The 12,755-nt window shown below is 69.1% G+C and carries 6 protein-coding genes and 1 tRNA gene; 3 read left to right on the top strand and 4 right to left on the bottom strand.

Translation table 11 applies throughout. From position 1 onward, the window contains the following. Window positions 1–8 precede the first annotated feature (8 nt). Window positions 9–81, top strand: a tRNA-Lys gene (locus A5745_RS12850). Window positions 82–116: 35 nt separating this feature from the next. Here A5745_RS12850 and A5745_RS12845 read toward each other — a convergent pair. Beyond that, a complete protein-coding gene (locus tag A5745_RS12845) occupies window positions 117–344 on the bottom strand; it encodes a DUF3618 domain-containing protein (protein ID WP_076060487.1) in 228 nt (75 codons plus the stop codon). A 93-nt stretch (window positions 345–437) separates the two neighbouring features. Between A5745_RS12845 and bcp the strand changes: the two genes are divergently transcribed. Continuing rightward, the gene (gene bcp / locus A5745_RS12840; RefSeq protein WP_076116319.1) at window positions 438–911 is read left to right on the top strand and encodes a thioredoxin-dependent thiol peroxidase; all 474 of its coding nucleotides are present in this window, start codon (window positions 438–440) and stop codon (window positions 909–911) included. A gap of 124 nt (window positions 912–1,035) precedes the next feature. Then, window positions 1,036–1,557, top strand: a complete 522-nt coding sequence (locus A5745_RS12835) for a DUF3060 domain-containing protein (protein ID WP_083662914.1) — start codon at window positions 1,036–1,038, stop codon at window positions 1,555–1,557. An 18-nt stretch (window positions 1,558–1,575) separates the two neighbouring features. On the opposite strand, the gene A5745_RS12830 is transcribed toward A5745_RS12835, so the two are convergent. Genes A5745_RS12830 through A5745_RS12820 form a run of 3 tightly spaced genes read right to left on the bottom strand, consistent with a single transcriptional unit; the run spans window position 1,576 to window position 12,624 of the window. Next, on the bottom strand, window positions 1,576–2,961 hold the full coding sequence (locus tag A5745_RS12830; RefSeq protein WP_139329585.1) for a dipeptidase: 1,386 nt from the start codon (window positions 2,959–2,961) through the stop codon (window positions 1,576–1,578). Next, window positions 2,958–3,350, bottom strand: coding sequence for a holo-ACP synthase (locus A5745_RS12825; protein ID WP_066815041.1), 393 nt, complete (start codon window positions 3,348–3,350; stop codon window positions 2,958–2,960). Before A5745_RS12825 ends, A5745_RS12830 begins: the two co-directional genes overlap by 4 nt. 28 nt (window positions 3,351–3,378) lie before the next feature. Then, window positions 3,379–12,624, bottom strand: a complete 9,246-nt coding sequence (locus A5745_RS12820) for a type I polyketide synthase (protein ID WP_076116314.1) — start codon at window positions 12,622–12,624, stop codon at window positions 3,379–3,381. Window positions 12,625–12,755: the final 131 nt, after the last annotated feature.

Below are 12,755 nucleotides of genomic sequence, written 5' to 3'. Positions count from 1 at the left end.
CGTCCAAGGCGCCGTTAGCTCAGTTGGTAGAGCAGCTGACTCTTAATCAGCGGGTCCGGGGTTCGAAACCCTGACGGCGCACCCAATCAAACCCCTCGGGTTCCGAGGGCGTCGCGTCAGCGGTTCCGGATCCTGCGGACCACCACGACGACCACCACCGAGCCGATTCCCACCAGCGAGACGGCCACCGCGGGCTTCGTCACGAACCCGATCACCTTGGCCTTGAGGTCGTCGGCCAGGCGACGAGGATTCGCGCGCTCGGCGAGGGAGTCGACGGTGGACGCCAGCTGGTCGCGGGCGACGTCGATGTCCCGCTTGATGGTCTCGGGGTCCCGATCCGCCACGTCTCTTCCTCCAACTCGCCTTGTGCACCTGACGCACTACCCTAGATCAGCTGGCGATAACCCCCACGATCCGGTGAACCGAAAGGACCCACGTTGACCGAGACCACGCGGCTTGCCCCGGGCGACAAAGCGCCGACCTTCAGCCTGCCCGACGCCGACGGCAAGAAGGTGTCCCTGGCCGACTACCGGGGGCGCCGCGTCGTCGTGTACTTCTATCCGGCGGCTTCCACGCCCGGGTGCACCAAGCAGGCCTGCGATTTTCGCGACAACCTGCGCGACCTCAACGACGCCGGCCTCGACGTCATCGGCATCTCCCCGGACAAGCCGGAAAAGCTCGCCAAGTTCCGCGACGCCGAGAAGCTGACGTTCCCGCTGCTGTCCGATCCGGATCGCAAGGTGTTGACGGCCTGGGGCGCCTACGGCGAGAAGCAGATGTACGGCCGGACGGTGCAGGGCGTGATTCGCTCCACCTTCGTGGTCGACGAAAACGGCAAGATCGCCGTCGCGCAGTACAACGTGAAGGCCACCGGCCACGTCGCCAAGCTGCGCCGCGACCTGTCGGTCTAGGTCTGATAAGGCGAATACAACAATCCCGCAAGCGATCTGCGGCACAATAACGGCGCGCTCCCGATGAGGAGCGAAAGGAGCCGGCCGTGGACGCCCTTGTCACTCTCCAACGGGTCTTTCGGCGATGAAGCCAGAGGACCCGGAGGAGTACATCCGCCGCCTGGAACACGGGGGCGGCCAGCCGGGGGCGCAGCCCGGTCGACCATTTGGCGCCCCTCGCGAGAAGCCTGCGCCCGGCGGGACCTCACGGCGGCTCGAGGGTCTCGCGCGGCTTGCGAAATCGACTCCCGGGCGGCTGCTGTTGGGGTGTGGGGCCGCGGCCGCGATCGCGATCGGGGTGATCGTGGCGAATCACTCCGGGACCACGGTGCAGGGAAACCTGATCATGATCAACAGCGGCGCCAAAGACACGATCAACTGCAACGAGGGAGACCTGAAGCTGGACGGGGACAACAACACGTACACCGTCACCGGCCACTGCCGCAGGCTGGAAATCGCCGGTAGCGCAAACAAAGTCAGCGTTGACAGCGCCGACACCATCGGTGTCATAGGCGACGACAACGTCGTCACCTACCACTCTGGCGCGCCGACAATCAACAAGACCGGAAACAACGACATCGTTACCCAACGCCCGAGCGGCCGTTGAAACCTTTCCCGCAGCAACCTAACCCAGGTTGGCCAGCAGCAGCGCTTCGGCGATCGCCGCGCGTTCCAGCACACCCAGGTGCAGGCTCTCGTTGACGCTGTGTGCCTGGGTCCCGGGATCTTCGACACCCGTGACGAGAATCTTGGCCTGCGGGAACGCGGCGGCGAACTCGGCGATGAACGGGATCGAGCCGCCCATGCCCATGTCGACCGGGTCGACGCCCCACGCTTGCCGAAATGCGGCCCGCGCGGCGTCGTAGACCGCTCCGCTGGCATCGATGGCGTACGGCTCGCCGATGTCGCCGGGCGTGACGGTCACCCGGGCGCCCCACGGCACATGTTCCTGTAGATGCGCGGTCAACGCATCCAGGTGGGCCGCCGCGTCGCCGCCGGGCGCTACCCGCATGCTGATCTTGGCCCGGGCCCGCGGGATCAGCGTATTCGACGCGGCCGCAACCGATGTGGTGTCGATACCGACCACGGTGATCGCCGGCTTGGCCCACAGCCGCTGCGGCACCGAACCCGAGCCGATCTCGGACACACCGTCCAGCAGACCGGAATCGGCGCGCACCCGCTCGGTCGGGTAATCGACTGGCGCGGCGCTACTTTCGTGCAAACCGGCGACCGCCACGTTGCCGTCGTCGTCGTGCAGGCTGGCCAGCAGCCGCACCAGCACGCTCAGCGCATCGGGAACAACACCGCCCCACAACCCCGAGTGCAGCCCGTGGTCGAGCGTGGCGACCTCGACCACGCAGTCGGCCAAGCCGCGCAGCGACACCGTCAACGCCGGGGTGTCGACGCTCCAGTTGTCCGAGTCCGCGATCACGATCACGTCGGCGGCCAGCGCATCGCGGTGGGCGGCCAGCAACCGGCCCAGTGATGGCGACCCGGATTCTTCTTCGCCCTCGACGAAGACCGTCACACCCACCGGGGGCCGCCCGCCGTGTGCCCGAAACGCCGCTAAATGCGTTGCGATGCCGGCCTTGTCGTCGGCGCTGCCGCGACCGTAGAGACGCCCGTCGCGCTCAGTGGGCTCAAAGGGCGGCGACGTCCATTGGCCGCGGTCGCCTTCGGGCTGCACGTCGTGGTGGGCGTACAACAGCACGGTGGGCGCGCCCGCCGGCGCAGGATGATGCGCGATGACCGCGGGCGCACCGCCCTCGCTGACGATGCTTACATCGCCAAAACCCGCCTGCGACAACAGGTCCGCCACCGCCTGGGCGCTGCGGTGCACCTCGGCGCGGCGGCCGGGGTCGGCCCACACCGATTCGATGCGGACCAAGTCCTCGAGGTCGCGGCGCACCGACGGCAACACCTCGCGGACCCGCTCATCTATCGCGCGAGCAGACGGAGAATCGCCTGGATCGGGAGGAATTCGTGCGATTTTGTGTCTGCTCGCGCTCAAGGGGTCTCCAAGATGGCCACCGCGGCGGCGGTATCCCCCTCGTGGGTCAGCGACACGTGGATCGTCACATCGGCCAGGTGCTTGGCGATATCCCCGGTCAGCCGCACCCGCGGTCGACCCCACATGTCGGTGACCACTTCGATGTCGCGATGGATGTCCTCCGGCAGCACGGGGCGCTGGGCGAACCGCGACCCCGACCAGGCCTTGATCACGGCTTCCTTGGCGGCCCAGCGCGCCGCCAGGTGACGCGCAGCCGACGAACTCTTGTCCGAGGCGTCGCGACGCTCACCCGGCGTAAACGTCTCGGAGAAGACGGTTCCCGGCTGGTCGACCTGCTCCGCGAAATCAGGGATGGAGACGAGGTCGATCCCCACTCCGACAATGCCCATGGCTGGCCAGGTTAACGGATGACTGACGTCATTCGGCGGGGACCTCGTAGGCCTCGTCGTCACCCAGCCGGGCGGCCGGATTCAGCAGCATCGCCGCCTCCTGCCGCTTCTCCGGGGCGCCGTGGTCGAAGCGGCGGTCCGCCGGCCGCTCGTACATCGGCGCACCGCCGGCGATGGCCGAGGCCAGCCGGCGCTGACCGGCCAGCAGGCGTGCCTCGGCGCGCTGCTGGTAGGTCTCACGCTGCTCCGGGTCCAGCGAGGCGATGAACGCCTGCGGGTGGACCAGCGCGACGAGCCCGGACACATGGCCAAACCCGAGGCTGGTCAGCATCCCCGCCTTGAGCGGGAACTTCCCGCCGAGCCGCAGCGTGTCACGCACCCAGACGAAGTGCGCGGAGCCGGCCAGTTCGTCGTCGACACAATCCAGGCTGCGGTTGGGCGGGATCACTCCGTCGCGCAGCATCTGGCACAGGCCCATCGTCTGGAACACCGCCGCGCCGCCCTTGGCGTGCCCGGTCAGGCTCTTCTGCGACACGACGAACAGCGGGGCGCCCTCGGAGCGGCCCAGCGAGTCGGCGAGCCGCTCGTGCAGCTCGGTCTCGTTGGGATCGTTGGCGAGCGTCGAGGTGTCGTGCTTGGAGATCACCGCGACGTCGTCGGCGCCCACACCGAGCTTGGCCAGCGCGCGCGCCAGCGGCGAATCCGTGCCGCCGCGCCCCGCGCCCAGCGCACCCAGGCCCGGGGCCGGGATCGAGGTGTGCACGCCGTCGCCGAACGACTGTGCGTAAGCCACCACCGCAAGCACCGGCAGGCCCATCTTGAGCGCCAGGTCGCCGCGCGCCAGCAGAATGGTGCCGCCACCCTGGGCCTCGACGAAGCCCAGCCGGCGCCTGTCGTTGGGCCGGGAGAACTTCGAGTCGTCAATGCCCCGGCCGCGCATCATCGCGGTGTCGGCGGTGGCCGCCATGTCACCGAAGCCGATGATGGCCTCCAGCGTCAGGTCGTCCAGGCCGCCGGTCACAACCAGTTCGGCCTTGCCCAGCCGGATCTTGTCGACGCCCTCCTCGAGCGACACCGCGGCCGTCGCGCAGGCCGCCACCGGGTGGATCATCGAGCCATAGCTGCCGACATAGGACTGAACCACATGCGCGGCAACAACATTCGGCAGCACTTCCTGCAGGATGTCGTTCGGCTTGTTCCGGCCCAACAGGTTGCCGTGATACATGGTCTGCATCGACGTCATGCCGCCCATCCCGGTGCCCTGCGTGCTGGCCACCAGGCTCGGGTGCACGTAGCGCATCACTTCGGCCGGGCTGAACCCGGCGGACAGGAATGCATCGACGGTCGCGACGATGTTCCACAACGCCACCCGGTCGATCGAGGTGGCCATGTCTTGGCTGATGCCCCACACCGTCGGGTCGAACCCGGTCGGAATCTGGGCGCCGACGACGCGCGACAACTTGGTCTTGCGCGGAACCCGGATCTCGGTGCCCGCCTTGCGTATTACCTGCCAGTCGGTCGAGTCGGGCACCGGCCGGATGACGGTGTGTTCGGGGTCGAATTCGACGAAGCCGCGGGCGTCGGCCTCCGACGACACCACGAAGCTGAAGTCCTTGTCCAAGAAGACCGACACCAGCAACGGTGAGGCGTGGTCGGGATCGATCGCGCCGTCGTCGACGAACTCACGGATGCCCGTGCGCTCGAGCACGGCGTCGTGGTAGCGCTCGACCAGTTCCGCTTCGTCGACCAGGTCGCCGGATTGCGTGTCGTACCAACCCGGTTGGGGGTCGTCCTCCCAGCGGATCATTCCGGTCGTCCAGGCGAGTTCGAGGACGCCGGCCGCCGAGAGTTCGTTCTCGACCTCCATCTCGAACCGGGTGCGCGACGAGCCGTACGGTCCGATCTCGGCGCCTCCGACGATCACCACCAGATCGGCCGGGTCGACGTCGAGGTCGTCCCATTCCGGTGGCGGGGCGGGCGTGTACCCGCGCGGCGGCGACGGCAGTGCGGCAAGGGTGCCCTCGGTCTCATCCTCGTCGTCGGCCGCCTCGGTCGACATCTCCTCGCGCGCCTTGGCGGCGAGCTCGGCCATGTCCAGCTCGGCTTCGCCGAGCCCGCCGGTCAGGTCCGCCTTGATCGGCTTTCCGGCGGCGGCCACCTTGGATTCCACGTCGCACAGGGCGAGCAGCATGCCGGCCATCTCGTCGGTGGAATAGGTTGTGACGCCGGCCTCCTCGACCGCGTCGACGATGGCGTCGTTGTGGCCCATCAACCCGGTGCCACGCGTCCAGCCAATCAGCGCGTGCGCCAGGCTGACTCGCGCCGCCCACGACGACTCGGCGTGCCAGCGGCTAACCAGGGCGTCCAGCGCCGACTTGGCTTCGCCGTAGGCGCCGTCACCGCCGAACATGCCGCGGTTGGGCGAACCCGGCAGCACCACGTGCAGCCGCGACGCGATGTCGCGCTCCGCGCCGATCTTCGACAGCCCGCCGATCAGCCGCTGCACGGCCCACAGCAGCACCTTCATCTCCATCTCGGAGCGCGATCCCGCCTCCGACAGATCCCCGACCACGCGCGGCGCCGCGAACGGGAAGAGCAGCGTCGGGGTCTGCGCGTCCTTGATGTGAATCGACTGTGGCCCAAGGCTTTCGGACTGTTCGGTGCCGACCCATTCGACCAGGGCGTCGATATCGGAGTAGGACGCCATGTTGGCCGCGACCACCCACAGGGCGGCGCCGTAGCGGGCGTGGTCGCGGTAGAGCGAACGGTAGAACGCCAGGCGCTCGCCATCGAGCTTCGACGTCGTTGCGATGACGGTGGCGCCGCCGTCGAGCAGCCGCGCGACAACCGACGCCGCGATCGAGCCCTTCGAAGCGCCAGTCACCACCGCGACTTCGCTGCTGTAGGGCCCCGGATTCGGGTTCTCGGCGCCGGCGGCGATGCGGCCGTACAGCGACGCGTGGACCTGGCGGCCCGCAGCCAACGCCTTGCCCTGCCACCAGGTGGCCTGGGTGGCGACGACGTGTCCGGCGCCCTCGAACCTTTCGGACAAGCGCAACCAGTCGGCGTCGATGTCGCCGTCGTCGGCCAGCCACAGCTTGACCAGGTCCTCGCGGGCGCTGGCCCAGCGGTCGTCGAACACGACCGCCTTCTTGGCGTCGAACACCGGAGCCACCAGGCGTGGCCAGTCGGCGCCCAGTTCGAGAGTGACCAGGTCGATGAGCTCGGCATCGGTGGCCGCCGGTGACACGCTGACCGGGTCGTCGTGGCCCAGCTGGCCGAGGATCAGTCGGGCCGCCGAGGCGAGCACGCCGTCGCGACCGGTGATCTGATCGGTGAATTCGCTCAGCGCGGCCGCGTCGATGGTCGCGCCCCCGCCGGCGCCTCCGGCGGACGGCAGCGCCACCGAAACCCCGCGGCGCGCGGCGACCGAAGCGACCGCGGCGTCGATGACCTTGTCGACCGATGCAGCGTCGGCCAGTGCGCCTTCGTGCAGGTGGCCCATCGCGCCGCCGCGAACGCTGGTGCCCTCGCGGGTGCCCAGCGCGACCTCGACCGTGACGTGCTTGGCCCAACCGTCACCGAGCTCCCAGGTCTTCTTGACCCGCTCGGCAATGGCCGCCGGCCGCTTCCCCGACGGACCGAGAACCGTGCGCAGCTGATCATTGATCGCATCGGAAAGCACTGGGCCGTAAGGCTTGTACGTGCGGGCCAGCTTGGTCACCTGCGACCGCAGCCCGGCCAGGTCCGCCTCCGCGGCACCGTCGATGGCGCCCAGGTTCAACTCCGAGCCCAGGTCCACCAGCAGCTGGTTGCGTCGCGACGACGCGCCGTCGGTGATGGACTCGATGGAGTCGAGTTCCTCGATCTGGTCGATGCGCATCTTGGCCGACAGCGCGATCAGGGCCAGGGTTGCGTCGGCGGCGTCGAACCCGATGTCGTCGGGCCGCGGAGCACCCGACGGAGCTGCGGCGGGAGCCGGGGCCGCCGGTGCGGCCTCCACGGCGGCGCCTTCCGGTGCGGCCTCGGCGACCGGTGCCTCGTCTTCGGGCTCGGGTTCGGGGTCGGTGTCCGTGGCGAACAGCACCGCGGCATCGCGCTCGGCGTTGAGCACTTCGACTGTGCTGTGGGCATATTCGGGCAGTTTGAGGGTGTTGGTGGCCAGCCCGGCGACAGTCGGCGCCGACTTCACGCCGATTTCGACGAAGCGCTCCACGCCCAGACCGCCGGCGGCCTCCTCGGTGAAGAGCAGGTCCTGGGTTTCGATCCAGCGCACCGGGCTGGCGAACTGCCACGCCAGCAGCTCGATCAGCACTTTGCGGGCCAGCTCGCGCGGCTTGTCGTTACGCCACGTGTCGTAGTCGGCGAGGATCTCGTCGAGCGGCTCGGCGGGCACGAGGTCCCGGATTTCCTGAACGAAGTCGCGGTCCAGCGTGAACGGCCGCGGCACCAGGTTGGGGATGTAGCGCCCGATGATGATGTCGGGGTCTTTGTCGCGCGGCATGACCCGCTCCAGCGAGCGACGGAATTCGGCCACCCCGATTCGCAACACCCGCGAGTGGAACGGCACGTCGATGCCGGGCACCAGGATGAACGACCGCCTTCCGCCGCTGAGCTCGCGGCGACGCTCGACTTCCTCTTCCAGCGCTTCCAGACCGCGCACCGTGCCGGCGATCGCGTACTGCGAACCGCGCAGGTTGAAGTTCACGATCTCCAGGAATTCACCGGTGCTCTCGGCGATTCCGGCGACGAACGCGGGCACCTCTTCGTCGGGCAGGTCGATCTGCGAGGGCCGGATCGCCGCCAAGCGGTAGTTGGAGCGGCCCAGCTCGTCGCGCGGCACGATGTCGTGCATCTTGGAGCCGCGGTGAAACACCATCTCCAGCAAGGCTTCCAGCTCGTAGATGCCCGTCACGCAGGCCAGGGCGGTGTATTCGCCGACGGAGTGCCCGCACGCGATGGCACCTTCGACGAAGGCGCCCTGCTCGCGCATCTCGGCGACCTGGGCCGCCGCCACCGTCGCCATCGCGACCTGAGTGAACTGCGTCAGGTAGAGCACGCCCTCGGGGTGGTTGTAGTGCACGCCGCTGGCGATGATGCTGGTCGGGTTGTCGCGGACCACGTGCAGCACCGAGAAGCCCAGCGTGTCCCGGGTGAACTTGTCGGCGGTGTCCCACACCTTGCGGGCCGCCTTGGACCGGGCCCGCACCTCCATGCCCATGCCCTTGTGCTGGATGCCCTGGCCGGGGAACGCGTATACGGTCTTGGGCGCGGCCAGCCGGGCGGTGGCCGACATCACCAGATCCGATCCGATGCGCGCGGCCACTTCCAAAACCTCTGCGCCCCGGTCGATTCCGACGCGGTCGACACGGAAGTCCACTTCGTCACCCGGACGCACCATGCCCAGGAACCGCGCGGTCCAGCCGATCAGCCGGGCCGGTGGGCGGGCTTGGCCGTCGGTGGCCGTCACCGCGTGCTGCGCGGCGGCCGAGAGCCACATGCCGTGCACGATGGGCGATTCCAGGCCGGCCAGCAGCGCGGCCGCCCGGTCGGTGTGAATCGGGTTGTGGTCGCCGGACACCACCGCGAACGGACGCATGTCGACGGGCGCGGTCAGGGTGACATCGCGGCGGCGACGGCGCGGAGTGTCGGTCGCGTTCTCGGAGACCGCGCCGCCGGCCCGCACCGGATCGGCCAGCTCGGCCGCACCGGTGCGACCGAGGATCGCGAAACGCTCGGCGAGGGTGGCAATCACGGCCCCGTCGGCGTCGGCGATGGTCACCGAGACCGGAACGACGCGGCCCATGTCCGTGTCGGTGGCCGACGAAGCCGTTGCGCTGACGGTCAATTGGGCCGGGACGCTCGGCAGGTCGCCGACGACGTGGCCGGCGTGGTCGAGATGCACCAGGCTCAGCAGCCCCTCGACCACCGGGACGCCGGCGTCGGTGGCCGCGGAGCCGATGGCCGCGAAAACCGCGGGCCAGCAGAGTCCCACGAGCGCGTCGGGCACGGTGGTGAGGCTGGGCGCCAGCGGCTCACCGAAGGTGGCCGTGACGCCGGTGTGGTCGGCGACGCGCTCGGGATCCCAGTCGACGCTCACGGTGGCCGTCCCGTCGGCGACCCGCGGCAAGAACTCCGGCCCGTCGACGCCGGCGGCGATCGCCAGCACCGCGCGCATGGCGGTGGCGGCGGCCTCGGTGGAGACCACCGGAATACCGCCGTCAAGCGTGTTGGAGTGCAACGTAAACGGAATATCCACCCATACGCCGGACACCGGCACGCTGAGCACGACCTGCTCGGTGCCGGCCCCGTCGTCGGATTTGACCTGCAGCCGCGCGCCGGTGGATGAGTGTGTGGCACGGAGGCTTTCGGGTCCGTCGTGCACCAGCCAGTCCGCCGGATCGGCGATGCGGTGAACCGGGTTCGTGGCGGTGCGACCGGCCCACAACACGTCGGCGGCGTCGAGCACGACGGCCAAGGGTCCGGTGACGTCGGGGCGGCCCAGCCGGCGTGAGCGGACGGGTTGCGGCTCGGCGCCGCTCTCCAGCACCTCGTCGATGGCGGCCTGCTCGAAGCGGTCGAGCAATTCACCCACGGGTTCGTCCATCCGCGTGATGCCGGCGACCGACGCGGTGCCCGGGATGATGCACACCTGGTCGGCTTCGTAGCGGGCGTCGTGCGCCTGCCACAGCGAGTCACTGCGCCACCAACGCCGGACGTCCTTGTCGATGACCGGCACGAAGTTGACCGGCTTGCCCAGCGTCTTGCACAGCGTGACGAAGAACGGCACGTCGGCCGGATGCAGTTGCACCTTTTCGGCGTCCGGGTAGTGCTCGAGCAGGGTAGCGATGGCCTCGTCGGGGTTCTCCAGCAGCGCCTGATCGCCGAACAGCGTCTCGATCGGGCCGAAATCCTTTGGGTGCAAACGAGCTTCGGCGCGCTGCAGCATCTGCTCGAAGCGGTCGCGCCAGGTGTCGGCCAGCCAGGGGCTGCCCGGCGAAGCGGTGTCGGCGGTCGAGTTGCCCTCGCCGATGGTCAGCTCGACGTAGCGTCGCAACCACTGCAGGTAGGTCATCTCCGCGACGTCGCCGAAGTACGGCTTGGCCGTGTTGGCCATCGCCGCGATGATCTCGTCGCGGCGCTCCGCGACGGCCTCGGCGTCGCCGGCGACCTCGTCGAGCAGCCGGCCGCACCGCGAGGCGGTGTTGTCGATCTCGTGGATGTCCGCGCCGAGCTGGCTGCGACTGGAAGCCATGCCGCCCTGGGCTTTTCCGGCGCTGATCCACTGGTCTGTGCCCTGCGTCTCGACCAGCATGCGCTTGACCGATGGCGACGTGGTGGACTCGAGCGTCGCCATCGCCGCGGTGCCGACCAGGATCCCGTCGATCGGCATCAGGGGGAAGCCGTAGGCCTGCGCCCAGCGTCCGGACAGGTATTCGGCCGCCCGCTCGGGAGTCCCGATACCGCCGCCCACGCAAACGGTGATGTTGGGGCGCGAACGCAGCTCGGAATACGTCGCCACCAGCAGGTCGTCGAGGTCTTCCCAGGAATGGTGGCCGCCCGCGCGCCCGCCCTCGACGTGCATGATCACCGGCTTGGTGGGCACCTCGGTGGCGATGCGGATGACCGAGCGGATCTGCTCGATGGTGCCCGGCTTGAACACGACGTGGCTGATGCCGACGTCGTTGAGTTCCTCGATCAGCTCGACGGCTTCCTCGAGATCCGGGATGCCGGCGCTGATCACCAGGCCGTCGATCGCCGCGCCGGACTGGCGGGCCTTCTGCACCAGACGCTTGCCGCCGACCTGGAGCTTCCACAGGTACGGGTCGAGGAACAGCGCGTTGAACTGGTAGGTGCGGCCGTCCTCGAGCAGCCCGGACATCTCCTCGATCCGGTCGGCGAAGATTTCCTCGGTGACCTGCCCGCCACCGGCCAGCTCGGCCCAGTGGCCCGCGTTGGCCGCGGCGGCGACGATCTTGGCGTCCACGGTGGTCGGGGTCATGCCTGCCAGCAGGATCGGCGACCGTCCGGTCAGCCGGGTGAACTTCGTCGACAGCTTGACCCGGCCGTCGGGAAGACGCACCACCGTCGGCGCGTAGCTCGACCACGCCCGGGCCACCTCGGGGGTGGCCCCGACGGTGAACAGGTTGCGCTGACCGCCGCGGGTCGCCGCCGGCACGATGCCGATGCCGAGACCCCGGATCACGGGCGCGGTCAGCCGGGTGAGGATGTCGCCGGGGCCCAGGTCGAGAATCCAGCGCGCACCGGCGTTGTGAACCTGCGTGACCTCGTCCACCCAGTCGACGCCGCGCACCAGGATGGCCTCGGTCAGCTCCCGCGCAAGCGCCACATCGATGCCGACCTTCTCGGCCCAGGTTCCGACGATGTCGATGCCGTCGGCCAGCCGCGGCGTGTGGAAGCCGACCTCAACCTGCACCGGATCGAAGACGGGAGCGAAGACGTCGCCGCCGCGGATCTTGTTCTTGCGGTCGGCCTCTTCTTTCTCAGAGATCTGCTGGCAGTAGAGCTCGAATCGGGACAACTGCTCCGGGGTCCCGGTGATCACGACCGAGCGCCGGCCGTTGCGGATCGACAGCACCGGCGGCAGCACGGTGCGAACATCTTGTGCGAACTCGTCGAGCAGGCGGCGGATGCGCTCGGGGTCGGCGTTGGTGACCGACACCATCGGCGGACGGTCGCCCAGCACGGAAATGCCGCGCCGGCGGGCCACCAGGGTGCCCGCCGCGCCGATGAGCTGGGCTATCGCGAGCAGCTCGACGTCACGCGCGCCAGCCGCCTTGAACGCCTCGACGGCCAGGACGCCTTGCGAATGCCCGGCGACGGCCACCGGGGGTGTCGCGGTCCAGTCCATGCCCTGTCGCGCCAGGGCACGCCCGGCCGCGATCTGGGTGAGCAGCACGCCGGGTATCGACACCGCGGCCGACGTCAGGTGCTTCTCGGACGGAATCGGATCTTCGGCCGCCAGCGCACGCACCCACTGCAGCGGCTCGAAACCGATCGGACGCACCACGACCAGTTCCTTCGCCACGGGCTCGAGCAGCAGCTCCACCTCACCGACCAGCGTCGCCAAGTCGGTTTCAATCCCGGCCGACGACACCAGTTCTTCCAGGGTCTCCAACCAGGCGCTGCCCTGGCCGCCGAAGGCGACGGCGTACGGCTCGCCAGCCGTCAGTCGGTCGACCAGAGCATGCGTGGCCTGGGGGCTGTTCCCGTCGCGGTCAGCGGACACCCGGTCGGGCTCGTGGATCGTCACCTTCTATTTCTCCCTGTATGCGTCTTTACGTCTCGGTTCGCTGGCCGGTTCTGCACCGGCGCGCGTGGCCTGTCGCTTCCAGGCGATTCCGCGTCGAATCGCAAGCCAAGAAATGGCTGACCGGTGTCTTG

It is taken from the genome of Mycobacterium sp. IS-2888 (assembly GCF_001954215.1).
Taxonomy (GTDB): Bacteria; Actinomycetota; Actinomycetes; order Mycobacteriales; family Mycobacteriaceae; genus Mycobacterium.
Note: the sequence above shows the minus strand (reverse complement) of the source record. Positions and strands in the feature narration are given on the sequence as shown.